We start from the raw sequence: 23,655 nt of genomic DNA on the forward strand, positions 1-23,655 counted from the left end.
GATTCGCGGAATCACCTCCCCCCCCGGTAGGAGCTGGCTTGCCAGCGAAGGCGTCGCCATGGGCGGCGCATTTCTTGCGGACCTCTTCGCCGGCAAGCCGGCTCCTACGGTTGGCGTTGGGCGATGGATTGGGAGGCGGCGAGCATGGCGCGCAGCAGCACGGCGCAGCCGGCGGCGAGGTCGTCGGGGTCGGCGTTCTCGATTTCGTTGTGGCTGATGCCACCTTCGCAGGGCACGAAGATCATCCCCGCCGGGCCCAGTTCGGCGACGAAGATCGCGTCGTGCCCGGCGCCGCTGACGATGTCCATATGGGACAGGCCCAGCCCCTGGGCGGCACCGCGCACGGCATCGACACAGACGGGGTCGAAATACAGCGGCGGGAAGTCCGCAGTGGGGGTCAGTTCGAAGCTCAGGCCGTGTTCTTCACAGGTGTTGTCGATCACCTGGCGCACCTCGGCAATCATCGAATCCAGGCGCGCCGGCTCCAGGTGGCGGAAGTCCAGGGTCATGCGCACCTCCCCCGGGATCACGTTGCGCGAGCCTGGATAGGCTTGCAGGCAGCCGACGGTGCCGCAGGCGTGGGGCTGGTGGCCGAGGGCGGCACGGTTGACCGCCGCGACCACGGCGGCAGCGCCCACCAGGGCGTCCTTGCGCAGGTGCATGGGGGTCGGGCCGGCGTGGGCTTCGACACCCCGCAGCTTGAGGTCGAACCATTTCTGCCCCAGAGCACCGAGGACAATGCCGATGGTCTTGCGCTCGTCTTCAAGAATCGGCCCCTGCTCGATATGCGCCTCGAAGTAGGCACCCACCGGATGCCCGCTGACCGGGCGCGTGCCGGCGTAGCCGATGGCGTTCAGCGCCTCGCCGACGCTGACGCCCTCAGCGTCGGTCTTGGCCAGGGTGTCTTGCAGGGTGAACTTCTCGGCGAACACCCCGGAACCCATCATGCACGGCGGGAAGCGCGAGCCTTCTTCGTTGGTCCACACCACCACTTCCAGGGGCGCCTCGGTTTCCAGCTTGAGGTCGTTGAGGGTGCGCAGCACTTCCACTCCGGCCAGCACGCCGAAGCAGCCGTCGAACTTGCCGCCGGTGGGCTGGGTGTCAATGTGGCTGCCGGTCATCACTGGCGGCAGCTGCGGATTGCGCCCGGGGCGGCGGGCGAAGATGTTGCCGATGCCGTCCACCGTGACCGTGCAACCGGCCTCCTCGCACCACTTCACGAACAGGTCCCGGGCCTGGCGGTCGAGGTCGGTCAGGGCCAAACGGCAGACCCCGCCCTTGACCGTGGCGCCGAGCCGGGCCAACTCCATGAGCGACTGCCAGAGGCGGTCGCGGTTGATGTGCTGATGACTGGATTGCAGAACCTCGACGGCAGCGTTCATGGTGATTTCCTCAGGCGTTTCTTCTGGTTTTGTCGGGGGATGCGTGGCGCAATCGCCCGGGATAACGGCCTAGCAAAAACCTGCTCTTGCCCAGGAGCCGGCCGGGCGGCGTACCACTTGCCGGCGAAGGAGCCCGCAAGAGGTGCATCGCCCGTGCCGACGCCTTCGCTGGCAAGCCAGCTCCTACGGGACGGGGGTGGTGCCCGCGAGCACGCTGGTTGGGTGTTCATGTTGGGGTCTTGGCGGTCGCCACCTGGGGGCTGCGCCAGGTGCACAGGCCGTAGTAGATCAACCCGCCCAGGGCCGAGCCGGTGAACCAGCCGTAGCTGTAGAACCAGTTGAAGGCGCTGCTGCCCAGGGACATTAGGGTCAGGGCCACCGGCACGCCGAAGGCGATGAAACCGTGCCAGTTCCACGCCGGGTAGACGTCGTCGCGGTACAGGCCGGCCAGGTCCAGGCGCTGTTTCTTGATGATGAAGTAGTCCACCACCATGATCCCGGCAATCGGCCCCAGCAGACTGGAGTAGCCCAGCAGCCAGTTGGAATACACGCTCTCCAGGCTGACGTCGGAAATCAGCAGGCCGAGCTTTTTCAGCAATTCGTGGCCCATCAGCGCCAGCCCCACCAGGCCGGTGAGGATTACCGCCGTGGTGCGGCCGATCAGCTTCGGCGCGAGGTTCTGGAAGTCGTTGGTGGGCGAGACGATGTTGGCCGCAGTGTTGGTGGACAAGGTGGCGATGATGATCAGCGCCATGGCCAGGGCCACCCAGCCCGGGCTCTGGATATGGCCGATCAGGCTCACCGGGTCGGACACCGTGACCCCCACCAGTTTCACCGAGGCGGCGGTCATCACCACCCCCAGGGCGGCGAACAGGAACATGGTCAGCGGCAAGCCGAAGATCTGCCCGAGGATCTGGTCCTTCTGGCTTTTCGCGTAGCGGCTGAAGTCGGGAATGTTCAGCGACAAGGTGGCCCAGAAGCCCACCATCGCCGTCAGCCCGGCCATGAAGTAACCGGTGACGCTGGCGCCCTCGGGACGCTTGGGCGGGATCGCCAACAGCTCAGTCAGCGACACGCTGGGCAAGGCCCACACCAGCAGGCCGATGCCCACCGCCACCAGCAGCGGCGCGGACAATGTTTCCAGCCACTTGATCGACTCGGCGCCGCGCAGCACCACCCACAGGTTGAGGGTCCAGAAGATCATGAAGCCGATCACCTCGCCGGTGCCGCCCAGGGCCTTCCAGCCCTCGAAGATCGAGCCCAGGAACAGGTGGATCGCCAGCCCGCCGAACATCGTCTGGATGCCGAACCAGCCGCAGGCCACCAGGGCGCGGATCAGGCACGGCACGTTGGAGCCGATGATGCCGAACGACGAGCGCAGCAGCACCGGGAAGGGAATGCCGTACTTGGTGCCGGCAAAGGCGTTGAGGGTCAGGGGAATCAGCACCACGATGTTGGCCAGGAGGATCGCCAGCAGCGCCTCGCCGACGCTGAGGCCGAAGTAGGCGGTCAGTACCCCGCCCAGGGTGTAGGTGGGCACGCAGATCGACATGCCGACCCACAGCGCGGTGATGTGCCATTTGTTCCAGGTGCGCTCCTGGACCTTGGTCGGTGCGATGTCGTGGTTGTAACGGGGGCTGTCGAGTACGTCGCTGCCGGCGTCCAGCTCGTACAAGCCGGCGCGCTCGGTCACCTGGGATCTGATCTGTTGCATGGCCGCTCCACTGTTGTTCTGATTATTTTGCTCATCAGGCCGGCGCACCAAGGGACAGCGCGCCGGACGATGGCCGGAGAACTTACGACTTCCGCCCTCCTGGCCAGCGATCTGCGGCGGCACTCAATTACGATGCCAACTACTGCCGGGTACGCGACTGCACAGTGTGCGGAATCCATGTAAACAACTGATGTGATTCAGTTTTATTCATTCAACTTTGAAGCCTTCGGTTAGTTGCCGGTTCACTCAGGCCGGGTGTTTGGCAAGTTGTCCGTTCGATCAGGTCCCAAAGCGGTGCACGTTTATTTTCTTAGTTGTCTTCTGCTCTTCGCAGCGCCTCCTCAAACGGCTGATTTGACATAGGAAATCTCGACTATTTTTAGATCCTGTCAAGTGCGTCAAAATGGTGAGAGGCTGCACCATTTTGCAGATTTGAACTTTTAATCGTTTAATTTCAATAACTTATCTTTTATATAAGCTTATAAAAAATATTCTTGCTGTTTCTTTGAAGTGCGACTAGCTTCTAATCCTGTCACCGATGACAGGATTGTTTAAGTTATCAGTGCGTTCAATAAAAAAGTTAGAACCGACAGCAGTCGGTCATGCCTGCGAGGAACTCGGAATGTCTCTGTTGATCCGTGGCGCCACCGTTATTACCCATGATGAAAGTTATAAAGCCGATGTGCTCTGCGCAGAGGGTGTGATTCGCGCCATCGGCCAAAATCTGGATATTCCCGCCGACTGTGAAGTACTCGACGGCAGCGGCCAATACCTGATGCCCGGCGGCATCGACCCCCATACCCACATGCAACTGCCCTTCATGGGCACCGTGGCCAGCGAAGACTTTTTCAGCGGCACGGCGGCGGGTCTGGCGGGGGGTACCACCTCAATCATCGACTTCGTGATTCCCAACCCCCAGCAGTCGTTGCTGGAAGCCTTCCATCAGTGGCGCGGCTGGGCGGAAAAATCCGCCAGCGACTACGGCTTCCACGTGGCCATCACCTGGTGGAGCGAGCAGGTACGCGAGGAAATGGCCGAGCTGGTGCAGCACCACGGCATCAACAGTTTCAAGCACTTCATGGCCTACAAGAACGCCATCATGGCCGCCGACGACACCCTGGTGGCGAGCTTCGAGCGCTGCCTGGAATTGGGGGCGGTACCCACGGTGCACGCGGAAAACGGCGAGCTGGTGTATCACCTGCAACGCAAGCTGCTGGCCCAGGGCATTACCGGGCCGGAAGCCCACCCGTTGTCGCGGCCTTCGCAAGTCGAAGGCGAAGCCGCCAGCCGGGCCATTCGCATCGCCGAGACCCTGGGCACGCCGCTGTACCTGGTGCACGTCTCAACCCAGGAAGCCCTGGACGAAATCAGCTATGCCCGGGGCAAGGGCCAGCCGGTCTACGGTGAAGTGCTGGCCGGGCACCTGCTGTTGGACGACAGCGTGTACCGCGATCCGGATTGGCAGACCGCCGCCGGCTACGTGATGAGCCCGCCCTTCCGCCCCCGTGGCCATCAGGAGGCCCTGTGGCGCGGCCTGCAATCGGGCAACCTGCACACCACCGCCACCGACCACTGCTGCTTCTGCGCCGAACAGAAAGCCGCCGGCCGCGATGATTTCAGCAAGATCCCCAACGGCACCGCCGGCATCGAGGACCGCATGGCCGTGCTGTGGGATGAAGGGGTGAACAGCGGGCGCCTGTCGATGCAGGAATTCGTCGCCCTGACCTCCACCAACACCGCGAAGATCTTCAACCTCTACCCGCGCAAGGGCGCGATCCGCGTCGGCGCCGACGCCGACCTGGTGCTCTGGGACCCGCAAGGCAGCCGCACCATTTCCGCCAAGACCCACCACCAGCAGGTGGACTTCAACATCTTCGAGGGCAAGACCGTGCGCGGCGTGCCCAGCCACACCATCAGCCAAGGCCGGCTGGTGTGGGCCGACGGCGACCTGCGGGCCGAACGCGGCGCCGGGCGCTACATCGAGCGCCCGGCCTACCCGGCGGTGTTCGACCTCTTGAGCAAGCGCGCCGAGCGGCACAAGCCGAGCGCCGTCAAACGCTGACCCCACTCCTCCCCCATCGCAGGAGCTGGCTTGTGTAGGAGCTGGCTTGCCAGCGAAGGCGTCCTCAAGGGCACCACCAGGCCCAAGGCCCTCTTCGCCGGCAAGCCGGCTCCTACGTGGAGTTGGAAAACATGCCCATCAGAGGCAGCCGCTAAAAAAAACCGTGAGGCCAATACCGTGATCAAGACCTTGAACCACTTGCCCCACCCGACCCAGGACGGCGCCACCCTGGCCGGTCATTTCAGCGATCTGGCGCCACCACTCAACGCCCGCCAGGCCCACCTGGAAGCCTCGCGCTGCCTGTATTGCTACGACGCGCCCTGCGTCAATGCGTGCCCCAGCGAGATCGACATTCCTTCGTTCATCCGCAATATCCACACCGACAACGTACAGGGCGCGGCGCAGAAGATTCTCTCGGCCAATATCCTCGGCGGCAGTTGCGCCCGGGTCTGCCCCACGGAAATCCTCTGCCAGCAGGCCTGCGTGCGCAATAACGCCCAGGAGTGCGCGCCGGTGCTGATCGGCCTGTTGCAGCGCTATGCCCTGGACAACGCGCACTTCAACGAGCACCCGTTCCAGCGCGCCGCGCCCACTGGCAAGCGCATCGCCGTGGTCGGCGCCGGCCCGGCGGGCTTGTCCTGCGCCCACCGCTGTGCCCTGCATGGCCATGAAGTGGTGATTTTCGAAGCCCGGGACAAGGCCGGCGGCCTCAACGAATACGGGATCGCCAAGTACAAGCTGGTGGATGACTTCACCCAGCAGGAGCTGGAATTTCTCCTCGGAGTGGGCGGCATCGAGATCCGCCACGGGCACAAGCTGGGCGCCAACCTGAGCCTGACCGAGCTGCACCAGCAGTTCGACGCGGTGTTCCTCGGCCTCGGGCTGGCCGCCAGCAAGCAGCTGGGGCTGGAGCATGAAGACGCCCCCGGGCTGCTGGCCGCCACCGACTACATTCGCGAATTGCGCCAGGCCGACGACCTCAGCCAACTGCCCCTGGCCGAGCGCTGCATCGTGCTCGGCGCCGGCAATACCGCCATCGACATGGCGGTGCAGATGGCGCGCCTGGGTGCCAGTGACGTCAACCTGGTGTACCGCCGGGGCGTCGAGGACATGGGCGCCACCAAGCATGAACAGGACATCGCCAAGGCCAATCAGGTACGCCTGCTGACCTGGGCCGCGCCGCAAGAAGTGCTGCTGGATGACCAGGGCCGGGTGCGCGGCATGCGCTTCGCCCGTACCCGCATGATGGAAGGCCGCCTGCAAACCACCGGCGACACCTTCGAACTGGCCGCCGATGCCATCTTCAAGGCCATCGGCCAGAGCTTCGACGCTACAGCCCTGAGCGACCCGCTGGCCCGGGAGCTGCAACGCAGCGGCGAACGTATCCAGGTCGACGAACACCTGCGCACCAGCATTCCCGGAGTCTATGCCGGCGGCGACTGCGTCAGCCTCGGCCAGGACCTCACCGTGCAGGCGGTGCAACACGGCAAGCTGGCCGCAGAGGCCATGCATGCCCAACTCATGCTCAATGTGGAGGCTGCGTAAATGGCCGATCTGTCGATTGTCTTCGCCGGTATCAAAGCCCCCAACCCGTTCTGGCTGGCCTCCGCGCCGCCCACCGACAAGGCCTACAACGTGGTTCGCGCGTTCGAGGCCGGCTGGGGCGGCGTGGTCTGGAAAACCCTGGGTGAAGACCCGGCGGCGATCAACGTGTCGTCGCGCTACTCGGCGCACTTCGGGCCCAACCGCGAGGTCATGGGGATCAACAACATCGAGCTGATCACCGACCGCTCCCTGGAGATCAACCTCAGGGAAATCACCCAGGTGAAGAAGGATTGGCCGGACCGGGCGCTGATCGTCTCGCTGATGGTGCCCTGCGTCGAAGAATCCTGGAAAGCCATCCTGCCCCTGGTAGAAGCCACCGGCTGCGACGGCATCGAACTGAACTTCGGCTGCCCCCACGGCATGCCGGAACGGGGCATGGGCGCGGCGGTGGGCCAGGTGCCGGAGTATGTCGAGCAGGTGACCCGCTGGTGCAAGACCTACTGCTCGCTGCCGGTGATCGTCAAGCTGACGCCGAACATCACCGACATTCGCATTGCCGCCCGCGCCGCCCATCGTGGCGGGGCCGACGCGGTATCGCTGATCAACACCATCAACTCCATCACCAGCGTCGACCTGGAGCGCATGGTGGCCCACCCGATGGTGGGCAGCCAGAGCACCCACGGCGGCTACTGCGGTTCGGCGGTCAAGCCGATCGCCCTGAACATGGTGGCCGAGATTGCCCGCGACCCGCAGACCCCCGGCCTGCCGATCTGCGGCATTGGCGGCATCAGCAACTGGCGCGACGCCGCCGAGTTCGTGGCCCTGGGCTGTGGCGCCGTGCAGGTGTGCACTGCGGCAATGCTGCATGGCTTTCGCATCGTCGAGGAAATGAAGGATGGGCTGTCGCGGTGGATGGACAGCCAGGGCTATCGCAGCCTGCAGGACTTCTCCGGGCGCGCGGTGGGCAACACCACCGACTGGAAGTACCTGGACATCAACTACCAGGTGATCGCCAGGATCGACCAGCAGGCCTGCATTGGCTGCGGCCGCTGCCATATCGCCTGCGAAGACACCTCGCACCAGGCGATTGCCAGCCTCCGGCAAGCCGACGGCACCCATGTATATGAAGTGATCGACGACGAATGCGTGGGCTGCAACCTGTGCCAGATCACCTGCCCGGTGCAGGACTGCATCGAGATGGTGCCCCAGGACTCGGGCAAACCGTTCCTCGACTGGCTGCATGATCCGCGCAATCCCTACCGCGAAGCTGTTTGAGAGAGGCCTGCTCTTGCCGGCGAAGGCGGTCTTGCGGGCCCCTTCGCTGGCAAGCCAGCTCCTACGGGAAGCGGCGATGCAGGTTCAGGGTTCCAGGCCGATGCCCCGCAGGATGACGCTGGTGACGGTCTGCACCGCCCGCTCGAATTGCAAATCCGACAACGGTTGATGGTCGTTGAGGATCATCACCTGATGGTCGAAGTCGGCGTAATGCTGGGTCGAGGCCCAGATCATGTACAGCAGGCTCGACGGCTCCACCGGCAGGATCCGCCCGTCCTCCACCCATTGGCGGATCTTCGCTTCCTTCATCTTCGCCCAGTCGTACAGGCTGGCATCCAGGGTCTCGCCCAGGGTCGGCGCGCCGTGCATGATTTCGTTGGCCCAGACCTTGGAGCCATAGGGCCGGCTGCGTGAATGCTGCATCTTGGCGCGGATGTAGCTGCTGAGCACCACCCGCGGGTCATCGAACATCTCGAAGCACAATGCGTCCTGTTTCCACACATCCAGCAGGTCCAGGAGCACAGCGCTGTACAGCTCGTTCTTGGTGCTGAAGTAGTAATGCAGGTTGGAGCGCGGCAGTTGCACTTCTTCGGCGATGTCGGCCATGGCGGTGCCGGCATAGCCCTTTTCAGCGAAGATTTTCTCGGCACCCAGGAGGATTTTTTCCACGTTGCTGCGACGAATCTCGATCTTGTGATTGCCCATGAGGGCTCCTACGAAAACAGTCTGGGGCAAGACTAGCATCCGCCCGCCCGCTGCGGGGAGCTGCCAGGCCTGCGACATCGCCGGCCTGCGTCGGTCTTTCACCACCCGGCCATATTGGGTAGGATCGGCCTCCCGCTCATTTGCAGCAGCCACTGCGGTGCTCCGTCCAGGCGTTAATTCGCGACACGGGCATACAGGTCTCTGCCCGAATGCCGGCCCTGCCCCACCGCCGGCCATCTGTCCTGATACTGATGGAAGACACCCATGAAGATTCGCCCTCGCGTCGCTGCGGACGACGCCCTGCTGACCGCGCTCTGGGAGCGTTCGGTCCGCGCCACCCATGACTTTATCGCTGAAGACGATATCCAGCGCCTGTACCCGCTGGTACGCGACAGCTACCTGCCGGCCCTTAAGGCCTGGGTCTGGGAGAACCCCGACGCCAGCCCCGGCGGTTTTATCGCCACCAGCGACGACACGGTACAAATGCTGTTCATCGAACCGGCCCAACGGGGCCGGGGTATCGGTCGAAAGCTTCTGGATCACGTACGCCGTCCCGGCCTCAAGGTTGACGTCAATGAACAGAACCCCCAGGCCCATGGTTTCTACCGTCGCTATGGCTTCGTCGACTGCGGCCGTTCGGAAACCGACGGTGAAGGCCGGCCGTTTCCGATCATTCACATGCAGTTGCAAGACCAATGAGCCCCGTTCTCTTTAAAGGTAAACCTGCCATGTCCCTGAAAAACCTCTTCACCACCACCGCCCTGCTGTCCTCCCTGCTGGCCGCCAGTTCGGTGTTCGCCCACGCCCACCTGAAAAGCTCGACCCCGGCGGCCCAAGGCACTGTCAGCGCGCCCAGCGAGCTGCGTCTTGTATTCACCGAAGGCGTGGAAGCGGCCTTCACCCAGGTCAAGCTGAGCAAGGACGGCGCCCCGGTGGAGGTCAAAAGCGTCGCCACCGAAGGCGCGGACAAGAAGACCCTGGTGGTCACCCCGGTCGCCACGCCGCTGCCCGCCGGCGAGTACAAGGTGCAATGGCACGCGGTGTCGGTGGACACCCACAAGAGCGAAGGCAGCTACAGCTTCAAGGTGAGCCAGTAATCCATGGCGTCATGGCTGGTGCTGTGCCGCTTCGTGCACTTTGCGGTGGTGCTGACCCTGGTCGGGGCCTGGGTGTTTCGCCCGCTGCTGCTGGGCCGTGATTCCGCGCAGAGCGGCCATGGCGCCGTGCATCGACAGCTCGATCGGCTCTGCCGCTGGCTGGCACTGGCCGGCCTTTGCAGCGGCCTGTGCTGGCTGTTGCTGATCACCGCCAGCATGGCCGGCTCCTGGCCGGCAGCGCTGGACCCGGCGACCGTGCAGTTGGTGCTGGGCAAGACCTTCTTCGGCCAGGTGTGGAGCTGGCATCTGTCGCTCAACCTGCTGTTGCTGGGCCTGCTGCTGACCCCGCTGGGCCGGCGCCTGCCACTGCAACTGGGCCTGGGCGCCCTGCTCCTGGCAACCCTGGCTCCGGTGGGCCACGGTGCCATGCTCGATGGGTTGGCGGGGCAGTTGCTGATCCTCAACCAGGTCGTTCACCTGAGCTGCGTGGGCATCTGGCTTGGCGGTTTGCTGGTGTTGCTGCTGGTGTTGCGGCAACCACCACAGGCCTCAGTGGAACCGCTGTTGCGGCGTTTCAGCGGTGTGGGGTACGGCGTGGTCACGGGGTTGCTGGCAAGCGGCCTGATCAATGTGCGGGTGCTCACCGGGCAATGGTGGCCGACGCCCTTGTTCAGCGGCTTTGCCCTGATTCTGCTGATCAAGGTGCTGCTGGTGGCGGGCATGCTCGCGCTGGCACTGTTCAACCGCCTGCGGATTCGCGGCTGCGACCAGCGCCTTGCCAGCCTGCGCAACAGCGTGCAGGTGGAATGGCTGCTGGGTGTGGCCGCAGTGGCGGCGGTCTCGTTGCTGGGCACCTTGCCGCCGATGCAGGCGGTCTAAACCTCAGCCTGTAGGAGCTGGCTTGCCAGCGAAAGCGTCGGCAGCATCGCTGCAAATCTTACGGACCGCTTCGCCGGCAAGCCGGCTCCTACGCAAAGCATCGAGCCTTGGGAAAACCCAGCCCTTGTAGGAGCTGGCTTGCCAGCGAAGGCGTTTGCAGCATCGGTGCAAATCTTGCCGGCCCCTTCGCCGGCAAGCCGGCTCCTACGTGAGGTGGTGTGTCGGCTATTGGCTGGTATCAATGCTGACCACCACCGACAATCCCGGGCGCAGGCGTTCAAGCTCTGGCTGGTCCGGGTCGACGGTGATCCGCACCGGCACCCGCTGGGCAATCTTGACGAAGTTGCCGGTGGCATTGTCGGCCTGCAGCAAGGCGAACTCGGAACCGGTGGCCGGGGAGATCCGCTGCACCTTGCCGGTGAATTTGCGGTGGTTCAGGGCGTCCACGGTAAAGCTCACCGGCTGCCCGACCCGGACGTTGTCCATCTGGGTTTCCTTCATGTTGGCAATCACCCAGAGCTGGTTCGGCACCAGGGCCATGAGCTGGGCGCCGGAGTTGACGTAGGCCCCCAGGCGCACGCCGATCTGCCCCAATTGGCCGTCCCGCGGGGCGAGGATGCGGGTGTTGGACAGGTCGATCCGCGCCAGTTCCACCGCGGCTTCGGCGCTGGCCACTGCCGCTTCCAGGGAGCCGCGGTTGACGATCACGGTCTGCAGGTCCTGGCGGGCTATTTCCAGTTGCGCCTGGGCCTGGGCCACAGCGGCCACGGTCTGGGCATTGGCCGCGCGGGTCACGTCCAGTTCACGCCGGGACACCGAGCCGTCGGCAATCAGTGCTTCGTTGCGTTGCAGGTCGGCCGCGCTCTTGCGCGCCTGGGCCTGGCTGTCGGCCAGGGCCGCCTGGCGCAGCTTGATGGTGGCTTCGGCGCTGTTGCGCTGTTGCAGGGCATTGGCCAGGGCCGCCTTCTGCACCGCCAGTTGCGCCAGGGACTGGTCCAGGCGCTGCTGGTAGATACGGTCGTCAAGGCGCACCAGCAGGTCGCCGGCCTTGACCTGCTGGAAGTCCTGCACCGGCACCTCGAACACGTAGCCACTGAGCTGCGGGCCGATGATGGTCACCTGCCCCCGCACCAGGGCGTTCTCGGTGCTTTCGATGGCGCTGGAGAAGGGTGGCAGTTGCCACGCGTAGAGCACGATCAGCACACCAACGATGGCGATGGCGGCAAAGCCCAGGGACGAGATGATGCGCACGGCCAGCGGCCGTGGCTCGGTGGCCGGCATGGTCGGCGGGCCGCTGGGCTCGGGAGTCGAGGCAATGGCGTTGGTGGTGGGGTTGACGGTTTCGCTCATGAAGAAGAGGCACCACTTTGTTGAACGGGAGCCGGGGCGGCGGGCGCGACCGCTTGGGTCGTGCTCATCAGCCACAGGCTGCGAATGAATATCCAGATCATGGTCAGTACGGCAATCACTGCAATCAGCATGAATACATCGTTATAGGCCAGCACGTTGGCTTCGCGCGTGGCCGCGGTGGCCAGGCTGCGTATGCCTTGCAGGGTGCGCAGGTCCGGGTCGGCGATGACCTTGCCGTAGGCCGCCCCGCCGCTCTGTACCCGGGCCAGGACCTGGGGATCGAGCAGGGTCAACTGCTCGACGATATGGCTGGAATGGTACTTCTCGCGCACGATCTGGAAGGTCCCGAGCAAGGCCGAGCCGATCAGCCCGCCGAGGTTCTGGCAGATGCCGAACAGCACCGAGAAGCTCACCAGGTTGCGCGGGTTGGTCAGCACGTTGCGGGTGCCCAGGACCATGGTCGGGCCAAGAAAGAACGTACCGCCGAAGGCCAGCAGGAACTGGCTGAAGTACATGTTGGCCGGGCGCGTGAGGTTGCTCGAAAAGCTGTCCATTACCGACCCCACGGCCATCAGCGCCAGGGAAATGACCAGTGGCATCAGCAGGTGCGCCGGGTTGATGGTCAGGGCGCTGGTGGCCAGCCCGGCAATGCTGCCCAGCAGCATCACCCCGTATAGCATGCGCATCTGCTGGCTGCTCATGTTCAGCGCCTGGAGAAAACCCACGGCGCCGGTGGACTGTTCCGACAGCACCATGCGAATCAGTATCACTGCCAGGGCCAGGCGGATCATCGCCCCGCTGCCCAGCCAGCGGGTCATCAGCATCGGGTTGCTGCGGTTATGTTCGATGCACAGCCCGGCCAAGATCAGCACGATCGAGGCGGCGCTGGCGTAGCCGATCCACGGCGCCTCCAGCCACCAGTCGATGCGCCCCAGGGACAGCACCGCGCACAGCAGGGCCACGCCAGTGGCCAATAGGGCAAAGGTCAGGAAGTCGAGTTTCTCGAAGGTGCGAAAGCGGTCCCCCGGCGGCAGCTTGAGCATGAACACGCAGCCCAGGGAGGTCAGCGCCAGGCCCAGCTCGAACAGGTACAGGCCGCGCCATTCGGCAATCTGCAGTAGGTCCTCGGAAAACAGCCGGGCCAGGGGCAAGGCCAGTTGCGAGGCGCCCAGCCCCAGCACCAGGGCCTTGAGCCGCCACTTCGCCGGGAAGGCCTGGACCATGTAGTACAGGCCCAGGGAGCTCAGCGCCGCGCCGACCATGCCGTGGGCCGCGCGCACGGCGATGGCCGAGCTCAGGTCGTTGACGAACAGGTGGCCGAAGGTCACCAGGGCGTAGAGCACCAGGAACACTTCGGTGAAGGCGCGCAGGCCGAACTGCTGGCGAAACTTCACCAGCAACAGGTTCATCGACACGTTGGTCATCACGTAGGCGGCCGGCAGCCAGGCCATTTCCGCGGTGGTCGCCCCCAGCGCCCCCTGCAGGTACGGCAGGTTGGCGATCACCAACGAGTTGCCCAGGCCACCGGTGATGGCCACCAGCAAGCCCACCAGCGCATAGGCCAGGCGCTTGTGGGTGGGATGCAACGGTGTCGAGGGAGAGCCGGGCAAACTGGGCTTTTCGTGGGGCTGCCAGTTGCGCGGGGCGTAGTGATCCATGCCATGACCTTGTGCTGTGCCGGCCGCTGTTGCGGCGGTCGGCGATATTCCCGGTGGTCCGGCAGTGTGCCGGAAAATCCCGCCATCCAGGCAATGCCGGGGCTTGCAGGATGAATTTTATTTTAAGGCGCTGGCGTCGGTGGCTTTTTTTCGGAATCCTGCATGCGCTGGCCCCCGCCCTTTCCTGCCCTCGCCTGTTGGAGCCCGAATGCCCCTGAACTTTGTGAAGATGCACGCCAATGGTGACGACTTCGTGCTGATCGATGCCCGTGGCCGCACCAACCCGATCACCCGCGAGCTAGCCAGGGCCCTGGGGGACCGCCGGCGTGGCATCGGTTTCAATCAGTTGGTGGTGCTCGGCGATTGCAGCGACAGCGCGGCGCAACTGACCTTCTTCAACGCCGATGGTTCCAGCCTGGACACCTGCGGCAGTGCCACCCGGGGCGCCGCCGATCTGCTGATGCAGGAAAGCGGCATCACCTCGGTACAGGTGAAAACCGCCCGCGGTCTGCAGCAATGCCTGCGCCTTGAAGATCGGTCGGTGTCGGTGGAAATGGGCCTGCCGTCGTTCGACTGGCAGTCCATTCCCCTGGTCCGAGAGCTGGACAGCCTGCACCTGCCACTGCCGGGAACACCGGCGGCGTGCAGCATGGGCAATCCCCATTGCAGTTTTTTCGTCGCCGACCTGGCACCGCTGGACATTGCCACGCTGGGCCCACAGATCGAGAGCGACCCGCTGTTTCCACACAAGACCAACGTGCACTTCATCCAGGTGATCGACCGCCAGACCATCCGCCTGCGCATCTGGGAGCGCAATGGCGCCATCCCCCTGGGTTCCGGCTCCTGCTCCTGCGCAGCGGCAGTCAACGGCATCCGCCGCGGCCTGCTGGACAGCCCGGTGCGGGTGCTGTGCGATGGCGGGCCGGTGACGGTGAGCTGGGACGGCCAGGGCAAGGTGCGCCTGGCCGGCAGCGTGACCCGGGTGTTCAGCGGGTCACTGTGAAGGGATTTACTTTTCCTACATCCAGCCCAGCCATTTCCACCAGGTCATGGCGAACACCAGCATCAGCAGGTAGCCGATCAGCGTCACCAGCAGCCCGACCCGGGCGAACTGCCGCGCGTTGAAGGTCTCGGTACCCAGGCAGACCATGTTCTGCGGCGCGTTGATCGGCAGGATGAAGCCGTAGCTGACCACAAAGCCCAGGAGCATGGTCATGCCCAGGCGGCTGAACTCACCCGGCAGGGTCTGCAGCACGGCGATCAGGATCGGCAGCAAGGCCGAGGTCAGCGCCGTGGCGCTGGCGAACCCCAGGTGGATGAGGATCAGGAACGCCGCGAGAATCGCGAACACCGCCAAAGGCCCCACCTGGTCCAGGCCGGTATGGGCCACCACCTGGCTCCCCAGCCACTGCCCGGCCTGGGTACTGAGCAGCGCCGAACCGAGGCTGATGCCGACCCCGAAGACGATCACCGTGCCCCAGGGAATGCGCGACTGCACATCCTTCCAGGTCATGATGCCGATCCGCGGCAGCAGCAGTATCACCAGCCCGGCGTAGGTGGTGGTCGTGGTGTCGAAGGGGTGCAGCTTGCCTTCGGTGGACCAGGCCAACAGCAGCAGCACCGACACCGCCAGCAGGCGCTTCTGCGGCCCGGTCATGGGGCCGATGTCCGCCAGGGACTGGGCCACCGATTCCTTGCCGCCGGGAATGCTGTCGGTTTCAGGCGGCAGCAGTTTCAGCACCAGCCACAGCAGCACCAGGGACATGATCACCGCCCAGGGCGCGCCGGCGATCAGCCAGTCGAGCCAGGCCACGCGCTGGCCGAGCATCTTGTCCATGAAGCCCACGGTCAGCAGGTTCTGCGCCGCTGCGGTCTGGATCCCGACGTTCCAGATGCTGGTGCCCTGGGCCACGACGATCATCAGCCCGGCGGCGATGTTCGAGCGCTTGTCGACGCCGAACGCGGCAATCACCCCCATCATGATCGGCACCACGCAGGCACTGCGCGCGGTGGCGCTGGGCACCAGCAGGCTGAGGAGGATAGTCACGGCGATGGCGCCGATAAGGATGCGCCGGGTGCTGGTGCCGACCCGGGTCAGGGTCACCAGGGCGATGCGCCGGTCGAGGCCGGTGTGGGTCATGGCGGCGGCGATGAACAAGGCACCGGCCACCAGAGCCAGGGCCGAGTTGGAGAACCCGGTGAGGGCCAGGCCGATGGCCGCCGAGCTGCCATAGAGCTGGCTCGGGTCCTGCAGGGTGGGCGCGGTGCCGATGAGGAAGGCCATCAAGGCCGTGATCATGATCGCGCTGGCCTCGTAGGACACCGCCTCGCTGATCCACACCACCACGGCAAAGGCCAGGATCGCCAGCATCCGGTGCCCCGCCACCGGCAGGTCGGCGGGCAGTGGCAACAGCAGCACGGCAACCATCGCCAGCACGGCGATCAGCAATCCAATCGGTAATACGGCCTTGGCCGCGGGCGCCGTTGTCAGAGGCGTATTCATGGGCCTTTTCCTTTTCCATTGGAGAGGCGCCAAGGGTGCCGCAAAACCGCGAAAAGCGCCTTGATGAAGGTCAAGCGCGGTGGGGCGCCCGGCCTGGAGCTGTCCCTTTGCAGGACAAAAAACCATTCGCAGAAATATTTTTTTACATCTCTACAGATTTTTCATCTATTTGGAGTCAGAGTGCTATCAAGGCGACAAGGAGTCGAAACGTACTTGGCTATATCACTCCAACCTGCAAGGTGCCTTTATGGTGACAAGAAACATGAAACTGACTTCAAGGGCGCTACTGAGTTTCGGCGCCATCTGTGTACTGCTGATTGGTCTGGGAGGGCTGGCACTGTGGAAAATGGGGCAGATTCACGACGCGGCACTGGATCTGCAAACCAACTGGCTGCCCAGCGTCAGGCAAGCCACGAAAATCGAATCCGGCACCTTGCGCGTGCGCCTGGAGGCACTGCACTACGCCACTGAGAACGATGCCCAGAAAGGCGCATCCCTGGACAAGCTGGCTAGCCTGAAAACCATCCTGGCCCAGGCCATCAAGGACTACGAGCCGCTGGTCTCCAGCGCCGAGGAAAAAACCACCTTTGAACAGGTCAAGCGCGGCGCCCAGGACTACCTGGACAAGCTGGCGGTGCTGATCGATGCGAGCAAGACCAACACCGCGCAACAGAGCAGCGACTACATCAATCAGGTCACCGTGCCCCTGGCCAATACCCTGCAAAGCGCCATCGAGGCCCTGATCAAGATCAACGAGAGCGGTGCCGCACACTCGGCGACCGTGGCCGGCGAGCAATTCGACAGCGGCCTGACCCTGACCTCGCTGATCATCGTCCTGGCGATTGTCCTGACCATGCTCATCGCCACCCTGTTCACCCGCAGCATCACCCGCCCGGTGCAATCGCTGCTGGCCACCACGCAGAAAATCGCCGAGGGCGACCTGCGCGCCCAAGTGGAAGTCAGCGGCCAGGACGAACTCACCGACCTGCAGAAATCCACCCAGTCCATGCTCGACAGCCTGAAGTCGACCATCCGCCATATTGCCGACTCCTCCACCCAACTGGCCTCCGCCGCCGAGGAAATGAGCGCCATCACCCGCGAGTCCAACGCCGGCATCCAGCAACAGAGCATGGAGACCGACCAGGCCGCCACCGCGGTCAATGAAATGACCGCTGCGGTGGAGGAAGTGGCACGCAACGCGGTGTCCGCCTCGCAATCCACCCAGGCCTCCGAGCGCTCGGCCGGGCTGGGCAAGGAGCGGGTCGAGCAGACCATCCACTCCATCGAGAAACTCACCGGCACCGTGGAACACACCCGGCTGGAAATGGCCGGCCTGGCCCAGCAGGCCCAGGACATCACCAAGGTCCTGGATGTGATCCGCGCCATTGCCGAGCAGACCAACCTGCTGGCCCTGAACGCCGCGATCGAGGCCGCCCGGGCCGGGGAACAGGGCCGCGGCTTCGCCGTGGTGGCCGATGAAGTGCGCGCCCTCGCCCACCGCACCCAGCTCTCGACCCAGGAGATCGAGCAGATGATCCAGGGCATCCAGAGCGGTTCGAGCAAGGCTATGCTGTCTATGCAGCAAAGCAGCGAGGACGCCAGCCAGACCCTGGCCATCGCCCACGAGGCCGGCGCCGCCATCGGTCATATCACCCAGGCCATCAGCGAAATCAACGAACGCAACCTGATGATCGCCACCGCCTCGGAGGAACAGGCCCAGGTGGCACGCTCGGTGGACCAGAACCTGATGAGCATCCGCGACCTGTCGCTGCAAAGCTCGTCCGCCGCCAGTCAGACTTCCATCGCCAGCAGTGAACTGTCGTCACTGGCGGTCAGTCTGAACAAACTGGTGGCACGCTTCTCCCTCTGACCGGGCGTGACCGGTCAAGCGGTTCAGGATAAGTAACGGCAAGGAGCGTTATCGATCAGCCAGCCCGGGCCGCCTCTTGGCGCCCGGGCCGGTCTGAATCAGGTGGGGGGCTCGACCGTGCTCAAACTCATTTCCGTGCAGCAGTTGCAGATGGGCATGTATATCCACCAGTTCTGCGGTTCGTGGCTGGACCATTCGTTCTGGAAAGCCGGCTTCGTGCTCAATAGCCACGCCGACCTGCAGCGCCTGCGCCAGTCCAATGTCAGCAGCCTGTGGATCGACTCGGACAAGGGCCTGGACCTGCCGGCGAACCCGCAGCCCAGCGCGCCGGCCGCCCAGCCGCCGCTCAAGAGCGAAGCCCCGCTGCGGGTCGAGCGGGCCGAGGAAATCCAGCGTGCGCTGAAGATCTGCGCCCACTCCAAGAAGGCGGTGATGCAGATGTTCCAGGAGGTGCGCATGGGCCAGGCCATCGAGCTGGTCCAGGTGGACGAGCTGGTGCACAACATCTCCAGCTCGCTGCTGCGCCACCCCGACGTGCTGATCAGCCTGGCCCGGCTCAAGACCGCCGACGACTACACCTACATGCACTCGGTGGCGGTCTGCGCGCTGATGGTGGCGGTGGCCCGGCAACTGGAGCTGCCGGTGGAGCAGGTGCACCAGGCCGGAGTCGCCGGGCTGCTGCACGACATCGGCAAGCTGACCATCCCCGACAGCATCCTCAACAAACCGGAAAAACTCTCCGCCGACGAGTTCGAGCGGGTCAAGCTGCACCCTGCCGCCGGTGGTGCCATCCTGCGCCAGAACCCGCAGCTGGACGCGCTGGTGCTGGATGTGTGCCTGCACCATCACGAAAAGATCGACGGCAGCGGCTACCCGCACCACCTGGCGGGGGAGCAGATCAGTCTGTTCGCACAGATGGGCGCGGTCTGCGACGTGTATGACGCCGTGACCTCGACCCGCCCCTACAACCGTGGCTGGGACCCGGCCGAAGCCTTGCAGCGCATGTCCGGCTGGACCGGGCATTTCGGCCCGCGGGTGTTGCAGGCCCTGGTCAAGTGCGTGGGCATCTACCCGGTGGGTTCCCTGGTGCGCCTGAACAGCGGCAAGCTGGCGGTGGTCCTGGAGCAGAACAGCGAGTCGCTGCTGCTGCCCAAGGTCAAGGTGTTCTTTTCCACACGCTCGAAGATGCCCCTGCCGCAACGGGTCCTGGACCTTTCACGGCTGCAGGGCGAGGAACACATCGTCGCCCGGGAAGCGCAAGAGGCCTGGGACTTCAAGCAACTGCAACAGCTGTGGAGCGAAGTCCCGGCCTGAACCTCAGGTGCCCAGGGTCAGGCCGTTGGCCGGCAAGGGCAGCGCGGTCTTGTAGCGCACCTGCTTGAGGGCGAAGCTGGAACGGATATTGGCCACCCCGGGGACCTTGGTCAGGAAGTCCATCATGAAGCGTTCCAGGGACTGGATGCTGGGCACCAGCACCCGGATCAGATAGTCCGGATCACCGGCCATCAGGTAGCACTCCATCACCTCCGGGCGGTCGGCGATGGCCTCCTCGAAGTGCTGCAGGGCCTCTTCCACCTGCTTCTCCAGGCTGACGTGGATGAACACATTGACGTGCAACCCCAACAGGTCGGCATCCAGCAGGGTCACCTGCTCGCGGATCAGCCCCAGCTCCTCCATGGCCTTGACCCGGTTGAAGCACGGGGTGGGAGAAAGGTTCACCGAACGGGCCAGGTCGGCGTTGGTGATGCGGGCATTCTCCTGAAGACTGTTGAGAATGCCGATATCGGTACGGTCCAGTTTGCGCATGAGACAAAACAACCTGTTTTTTATGTTTATGCAGATTTTTTATCTGCAAATACCGTCCAGCGCAATGAAACAGAGATAAATATTCTTCTACGCCCGGCCTATGATGTTTGTAGGACAAGATTTCTCTTACCCAGGGAATGACTGTCAGCTAGCGCGCCCAATTACAAGAAATCCACAAGATCGAGCGTAGAAAGCCATGACCCCAGCGTATGCACCGCTACGCCTGCACGTTCCCGAACCCTCGGGCCGTCCCGGCTGCAAGACCGACTTCACCTACCTGCGTCTGAACGACGCCGGCCTGGCCCGCAAACCTCCTATCGATATCGAACCTGCCGACTGCGCCGACCTGGCCCGTGGCCTGATCCGCGTGCTCGACGATCAGGGCAACGCCCTGGGCGACTGGGCCGCGGACGTGCCTGTGGAGATCCTCCGCCAGGGCATGCGCGCCATGCTCAAGACGCGGATCTTCGACAATCGCATGGTGGTCGCCCAACGGCAGAAGAAGATGTCCTTCTATATGCAGAGCCTGGGCGAGGAAGCCATCGGCAGTGCCCAGGCCCTGGCGTTGAACCTCGACGACATGTGCTTCCCCACCTACCGCCAGCAAAGCATCCTGATGGCCCGGGAAGTGCCGCTGGTGGAAATGATCTGCCAGCTGCTGTCCAACGAGCGCGATCCGCTCAAGGGGCGCCAGCTGCCGATCATGTACTCGGTGAAGGAATCCGGGTTCTTTACTATCTCCGGCAACCTGGCGACCCAGTTCGTGCAGGGCGTGGGCTGGGGCATGGCCTCGGCGATCAAGGGCGATACCAAGATCGCCTCGGCCTGGATCGGCGACGGCGCCACCGCCGAGTCGGACTTCCACACCGCCCTGACCTTCGCCCACGTGTACCGCGCACCGGTGATCCTCAACGTGGTCAACAACCAGTGGGCCATCTCCACTTTCCAGGCCATCGCCGGCGGTGAAGCCACCACCTTCGCCGGACGCGGCGTGGGCTGCGGCATCGCTTCCCTGCGGGTCGACGGCAACGACTTCATCGCCGTCTACACCGCCTCGCGCTGGGCCGCCGAACGTGCCCGCCGCAACCTTGGCCCGACCCTGATCGAGTGGGTCACCTACCGCGCCGGCCCGCACTCCACTTCCGACGACCCGTCGAAATACCGCCCGGCCGACGACTGGAGCCACTTCCCCCTGGGCGATCCGATTGCCCGTCTCAAGCAGCACCTGATCAAGATCGGCCAGTGGTCCGAAGAGGAACACGCCGCGGTCAGTGCCGAGCTGGAAGCCCAGGTCATCGCCGCCCAGAAGGAAGCCGAGCAGTACGGCACCCTCGCCGGCGGCCAGATCCCCAGCGCCGCGACCATGTTCGAGGATGTCTACAAGGACATGCCCGAGCACTTGAAACGCCAACGCCAGGAACTGGGGATCTGAAATGAACGATCACAACAACAATATCCAGCTGGACACCGCCATGACCACCACCACCATGACCATGATCCAGGCCCTGCGCTCGGCTATGGATGTGATGCTCGAGCGTGACGACAACGTCGTGGTGTTCGGCCAGGACGTGGGCTACTTCGGCGGCGTGTTCCGCTGCACCGAAGGCCTGCAGGCCAAGTACGGCACCTCGCGGGTGTTCGACGCGCCGATCTCGGAAAGCGGCATCGTCGGCGCGGCCATCGGCATGGGCGCCTACGGCCTGCGCCCGGTGGCGGAAATCCAGTTCGCCGACTACGTCTACCCGGCCTCGGACCAGATCATTTCCGAGGCCGCGCGCCTGCGCTATCGCTCCGCCGGCCAGTTCACCGCGCCCATGACCCTGCGCATGCCTTGCGGCGGCGGGATCTACGGCGGGCAGACCCATAGCCAGAGCATCGAGGCGATGTTTACCCAGGTCTGCGGCCTGCGCACCGTGATGCCGTCCAACCCCTACGACGCCAAGGGCCTGTTGATCGCCTCCATCGAGAACGATGACCCGGTGATCTTCCTCGAACCCAAGCGCCTGTATAACGGCCCGTTCGACGGCCACCACGATCGCCCGGTAACCCCCTGGTCGAAACACCCGGCGGCCCAGGTGCCGGACGGCTACTACAAGGTGCCGCTGGACGTGGCGGCCATCGCCCGCCCGGGCAAGGACGTGACCATCCTCACCTACGGCACCACCGTCTACGTGTCGCAAGTGGCGGCCGAGGAAACCGGCATCGACGCCGAGGTCATCGACCTGCGCAGCCTGTGGCCCCTGGACCTGGACACCATCGTCAAGTCGGTGAAAAAGACCGGCCGTTGCGTGGTGGTGCATGAAGCTACCCGTACCTGCGGTTTCGGCGCCGAACTGGTGTCGCTGGTGCAGGAACACTGCTTCCACCACCTGGAAGCCCCGATCGAGCGCGTCACCGGTTGGGATACGCCGTATCCCCACGCGCAGGAGTGGGCATATTTCCCAGGGCCGTCCCGAGTGGGCGCGGCGCTGCAACGGGTCATGGAGGTCTGAATGGGCACGCACGTTATCAAGATGCCGGACATCGGCGAAGGCATCGCGGAAGTTGAACTGGCGCAGTGGCACGTCAAGGTCGGCGATCAGGTAGTGGAAGATCAGGTTCTGGCAGACGTGATGACCGACAAGGCGATGGTCGACATCCCCTCCCCGGTGCACGGCAAGGTCATCTCCCTGGGCGGCGAGCCCGGTGAAGTGATGGCGGTGGGCAGCATCCTCATCAGCATCGAGGTCGAAGGCGCGGGCAACCTCAAGGAATCCGCCCAGGCAGCCGCACCGGCGGCAAAAGAGCCGGCAGCTATTAATAAGCCCGTGGCCGCCGCGCCAGTGGCCCAAGCCCCCAAAGCGGAAAAACCCGTCGCCAGTCCAGCAGCAGCCTGCCGCCCAGCGCCCCAGGCACCGGTGGCCCGGGAAGCCGACGAACGCCCGCTGGCCTCGCCGGCGGTGCGCAAGCATGCCCTGGACCTGGGCATCCAGCTGCGCCTGGTGCAAGGCAGCGGCCCCGCCGGGCGCATCCTGCACCAAGACCTGGACGCCTACCTGGCCCAGGACAGCCAGCCGCTCAAGGGTTACTCGGCGCCGGGGGCCGGCTATGCCGAGCGCCATGATGAAGAGCAGATCCAGGTCATTGGCATGCGCCGCAAGATCGCCCAGCGCATGCAGGAATCCAAGCATCGCGCCGCGCACTTCAGCTATGTCGAGGAAGTGGACGTCACCGCCCTGGAAGAGCTGCGCATCCACCTCAATGAAAAGCACGGTGCCACCCGCGGCAAGCTGACCCTGCTGCCGTTCCTGGTGCGGGCCATGGTCGTCGCCCTGCGCGACTTCCCGCAGATCAACGCCCGCTATGACGACGAAGCCCAAGTCATCACCCGCCACGGCGCGGTGCATGTCGGGGTCGCCACCCAGAGCGACGTCGGCCTGATGGTGCCGGTGGTGCGCCACGCCGAAGCCCGCAGCCTGTGGGGCAACGCCGAGGAAATCGCACGCCTGGCCCAGGCCGCTCGCAGCGGCAAGGCCGCCCGGGATGAACTCTCCGGTTCCACCATCACCCTCACCAGCCTCGGCGCGCTGGGCGGGATCGTCAGCACGCCGGTGCTGAACCTGCCGGAAGTGGCGATTGTCGGGGTCAACCGCATCGTCGAGCGGCCCATGGTGATCAAGGGCCAGATCGTGATCCGCAAGATGATGAACCTCTCCAGCTCCTTCGATCATCGGGTGGTCGACGGCATGGACGCTGCGCAATTCATCCAGGCCATTCGCGGCCTGCTCGAACAACCCGCCACGCTGTTTGTGGACTGACTTTCAGAGGAG

19 protein-coding genes are annotated in these 23,655 nt (G+C 64.5%); 12 read left to right on the plus strand and 7 right to left on the minus strand.

Annotated features, from left to right (window positions below; genetic code table 11):
* Positions 1-104 precede the first annotated feature (104 nt).
* Both ABCR88_RS18390 and ABCR88_RS18395 read right to left on the minus strand, forming a co-directional pair.
* Entirely contained in the window at positions 105-1,382 is a 1,278-nt protein-coding gene (locus tag ABCR88_RS18390; protein WP_350023998.1) for a Zn-dependent hydrolase, read from the minus strand.
* 226 nt (positions 1,383-1,608) lie between these two features.
* Complete coding sequence (locus tag ABCR88_RS18395; protein WP_350402988.1) at positions 1,609-3,096, minus strand: NCS1 family nucleobase:cation symporter-1; 1,488 nt, start codon at positions 3,094-3,096, stop codon at positions 1,609-1,611.
* Positions 3,097-3,718: 622 nt separating this feature from the next.
* Here ABCR88_RS18395 and hydA point away from each other — a divergent pair.
* The 3 genes from hydA to preA all read left to right on the plus strand — a co-directional run bounded on the left by hydA (position 3,719) and on the right by preA (position 7,978).
* Positions 3,719-5,158 carry a dihydropyrimidinase gene (gene hydA, locus ABCR88_RS18400; protein ID WP_350402990.1) on the plus strand — a complete coding sequence of 480 codons (1,440 nt, stop codon included), beginning with the start codon at positions 3,719-3,721 and terminating at the stop codon, positions 5,156-5,158.
* Positions 5,159-5,335: 177 nt separating this feature from the next.
* Entirely contained in the window at positions 5,336-6,703 is a 1,368-nt protein-coding gene (locus tag ABCR88_RS18405; RefSeq protein WP_350402992.1) for an NAD(P)-dependent oxidoreductase, read from the plus strand.
* The gene (gene preA / locus ABCR88_RS18410; RefSeq protein WP_350402994.1) at positions 6,704-7,978 is read left to right on the plus strand and encodes an NAD-dependent dihydropyrimidine dehydrogenase subunit PreA; all 1,275 of its coding nucleotides are present in this window, start codon (positions 6,704-6,706) and stop codon (positions 7,976-7,978) included.
* Between the two features lie 84 nt (positions 7,979-8,062).
* Here preA and ABCR88_RS18415 read toward each other — a convergent pair whose 3' ends face one another.
* The gene (locus tag ABCR88_RS18415) at positions 8,063-8,683 is read right to left on the minus strand and encodes a TetR/AcrR family transcriptional regulator (protein WP_011060841.1); all 621 of its coding nucleotides are present in this window, start codon (positions 8,681-8,683) and stop codon (positions 8,063-8,065) included.
* Between the two features lie 264 nt (positions 8,684-8,947).
* On the opposite strand from ABCR88_RS18415, the gene ABCR88_RS18420 reads away from it, so the two are divergent.
* The 3 genes from ABCR88_RS18420 to copD are packed head-to-tail and all read left to right on the plus strand — an operon-like array spanning position 8,948 to position 10,659.
* Positions 8,948-9,382: a GNAT family N-acetyltransferase gene (locus tag ABCR88_RS18420; protein ID WP_350402997.1), complete on the plus strand. Its 435-nt coding sequence runs from the start codon at positions 8,948-8,950 to the stop codon at positions 9,380-9,382.
* A 29-nt stretch (positions 9,383-9,411) separates the two neighbouring features.
* Positions 9,412-9,780 (plus strand): copper homeostasis periplasmic binding protein CopC, encoded by a 369-nt coding sequence (copC, locus tag ABCR88_RS18425; RefSeq protein WP_350403001.1) that lies wholly within the window; start codon positions 9,412-9,414, stop codon positions 9,778-9,780.
* Between the two features lie 3 nt (positions 9,781-9,783).
* Complete coding sequence (copD, locus tag ABCR88_RS18430) at positions 9,784-10,659, plus strand: copper homeostasis membrane protein CopD (RefSeq protein WP_350403005.1); 876 nt, start codon at positions 9,784-9,786, stop codon at positions 10,657-10,659.
* 225 nt (positions 10,660-10,884) lie between these two features.
* On the opposite strand, the gene ABCR88_RS18435 is transcribed toward copD, so the two are convergent.
* Both ABCR88_RS18435 and ABCR88_RS18440 read right to left on the minus strand, forming a co-directional pair.
* The gene (locus ABCR88_RS18435; protein WP_019094312.1) at positions 10,885-12,009 is read right to left on the minus strand and encodes an HlyD family secretion protein; all 1,125 of its coding nucleotides are present in this window, start codon (positions 12,007-12,009) and stop codon (positions 10,885-10,887) included.
* The gene (locus ABCR88_RS18440; protein ID WP_350403009.1) at positions 12,006-13,667 is read right to left on the minus strand and encodes an MFS transporter; all 1,662 of its coding nucleotides are present in this window, start codon (positions 13,665-13,667) and stop codon (positions 12,006-12,008) included. Before ABCR88_RS18440 ends, ABCR88_RS18435 begins: the two co-directional genes overlap by 4 nt.
* A gap of 208 nt (positions 13,668-13,875) precedes the next feature.
* Between ABCR88_RS18440 and dapF the strand changes: the two genes are divergently transcribed.
* Complete coding sequence (gene dapF / locus ABCR88_RS18445; RefSeq protein ID WP_350403011.1) at positions 13,876-14,670, plus strand: diaminopimelate epimerase; 795 nt, start codon at positions 13,876-13,878, stop codon at positions 14,668-14,670.
* A gap of 15 nt (positions 14,671-14,685) precedes the next feature.
* On the opposite strand, the gene ABCR88_RS18450 is transcribed toward dapF, so the two are convergent.
* On the minus strand, positions 14,686-16,170 hold the full coding sequence (locus tag ABCR88_RS18450; RefSeq protein WP_350403013.1) for a DASS family sodium-coupled anion symporter: 1,485 nt from the start codon (positions 16,168-16,170) through the stop codon (positions 14,686-14,688).
* Between the two features lie 247 nt (positions 16,171-16,417).
* On the opposite strand from ABCR88_RS18450, the gene ABCR88_RS18455 reads away from it, so the two are divergent.
* Both ABCR88_RS18455 and ABCR88_RS18460 read left to right on the plus strand, forming a co-directional pair.
* Entirely contained in the window at positions 16,418-18,040 is a 1,623-nt protein-coding gene (locus tag ABCR88_RS18455) for a methyl-accepting chemotaxis protein (RefSeq protein WP_350403015.1), read from the plus strand.
* Positions 18,041-18,157: 117 nt separating this feature from the next.
* Positions 18,158-19,354 (plus strand): HD-GYP domain-containing protein, encoded by a 1,197-nt coding sequence (locus ABCR88_RS18460; protein WP_236203568.1) that lies wholly within the window; start codon positions 18,158-18,160, stop codon positions 19,352-19,354.
* Between the two features lie 3 nt (positions 19,355-19,357).
* Here the strand turns inward: ABCR88_RS18460 and bkdR are convergent, their stop codons facing one another.
* Positions 19,358-19,846 carry a Bkd operon transcriptional regulator BkdR gene (bkdR, locus tag ABCR88_RS18465; protein ID WP_011060831.1) on the minus strand — a complete coding sequence of 163 codons (489 nt, stop codon included), beginning with the start codon at positions 19,844-19,846 and terminating at the stop codon, positions 19,358-19,360.
* Positions 19,847-20,042: 196 nt separating this feature from the next.
* Here bkdR and ABCR88_RS18470 point away from each other — a divergent pair, with 196 nt between their 5' ends.
* The 3 genes from ABCR88_RS18470 to ABCR88_RS18480 are packed head-to-tail and all read left to right on the plus strand — an operon-like array spanning position 20,043 to position 23,643.
* Positions 20,043-21,278, plus strand: a complete 1,236-nt coding sequence (locus tag ABCR88_RS18470; protein WP_015635269.1) for a 3-methyl-2-oxobutanoate dehydrogenase (2-methylpropanoyl-transferring) subunit alpha — start codon at positions 20,043-20,045, stop codon at positions 21,276-21,278.
* Between the two features lies 1 nt (position 21,279).
* Complete coding sequence (locus ABCR88_RS18475) at positions 21,280-22,338, plus strand: alpha-ketoacid dehydrogenase subunit beta (protein ID WP_011060829.1); 1,059 nt, start codon at positions 21,280-21,282, stop codon at positions 22,336-22,338.
* The gene (locus ABCR88_RS18480) at positions 22,339-23,643 is read left to right on the plus strand and encodes a dihydrolipoamide acetyltransferase family protein (RefSeq protein WP_350403019.1); all 1,305 of its coding nucleotides are present in this window, start codon (positions 22,339-22,341) and stop codon (positions 23,641-23,643) included.
* Positions 23,644-23,655: the final 12 nt, after the last annotated feature.

Source organism: Pseudomonas sp. W17 (assembly GCF_040268305.1).
GTDB lineage: Bacteria > Pseudomonadota > Gammaproteobacteria > Pseudomonadales > Pseudomonadaceae > Aquipseudomonas > Aquipseudomonas protegens.

Bases quoted from the DNA above. Each gene is read 5' to 3' on its own strand.
- copC (WP_350403001.1), top strand. From the start codon at position 9,412: ATGTCCCTGAAAAACCTCTTCACCACCACCGCCCTGCTGTCCTCCCTG.
- dapF (WP_350403011.1), top strand. From the start codon at position 13,876: ATGCCCCTGAACTTTGTGAAGATGCACGCCAATGGTGACGACTTCGTG.
- ABCR88_RS18440 (WP_350403009.1), bottom strand. From the start codon at position 13,667: ATGGATCACTACGCCCCGCGCAACTGGCAGCCCCACGAAAAGCCCAGT.
- ABCR88_RS18455 (WP_350403015.1), top strand. From the start codon at position 16,418: ATGGTGACAAGAAACATGAAACTGACTTCAAGGGCGCTACTGAGTTTC.
- hydA (WP_350402990.1), top strand. From the start codon at position 3,719: ATGTCTCTGTTGATCCGTGGCGCCACCGTTATTACCCATGATGAAAGT.
- ABCR88_RS18420 (WP_350402997.1), top strand. From the start codon at position 8,948: ATGAAGATTCGCCCTCGCGTCGCTGCGGACGACGCCCTGCTGACCGCG.
- bkdR (WP_011060831.1), bottom strand. From the start codon at position 19,846: ATGCGCAAACTGGACCGTACCGATATCGGCATTCTCAACAGTCTTCAG.
- ABCR88_RS18435 (WP_019094312.1), bottom strand. From the start codon at position 12,009: ATGAGCGAAACCGTCAACCCCACCACCAACGCCATTGCCTCGACTCCC.
- ABCR88_RS18470 (WP_015635269.1), top strand. From the start codon at position 20,043: ATGACCCCAGCGTATGCACCGCTACGCCTGCACGTTCCCGAACCCTCG.
- ABCR88_RS18480 (WP_350403019.1), top strand. From the start codon at position 22,339: ATGGGCACGCACGTTATCAAGATGCCGGACATCGGCGAAGGCATCGCG.
- ABCR88_RS18390 (WP_350023998.1), bottom strand. From the start codon at position 1,382: ATGAACGCTGCCGTCGAGGTTCTGCAATCCAGTCATCAGCACATCAAC.
- copD (WP_350403005.1), top strand. From the start codon at position 9,784: ATGGCGTCATGGCTGGTGCTGTGCCGCTTCGTGCACTTTGCGGTGGTG.
- ABCR88_RS18450 (WP_350403013.1), bottom strand. From the start codon at position 16,170: ATGAATACGCCTCTGACAACGGCGCCCGCGGCCAAGGCCGTATTACCG.
- ABCR88_RS18415 (WP_011060841.1), bottom strand. From the start codon at position 8,683: ATGGGCAATCACAAGATCGAGATTCGTCGCAGCAACGTGGAAAAAATC.
- ABCR88_RS18395 (WP_350402988.1), bottom strand. From the start codon at position 3,096: ATGCAACAGATCAGATCCCAGGTGACCGAGCGCGCCGGCTTGTACGAG.
- preA (WP_350402994.1), top strand. From the start codon at position 6,704: ATGGCCGATCTGTCGATTGTCTTCGCCGGTATCAAAGCCCCCAACCCG.
- ABCR88_RS18475 (WP_011060829.1), top strand. From the start codon at position 21,280: ATGAACGATCACAACAACAATATCCAGCTGGACACCGCCATGACCACC.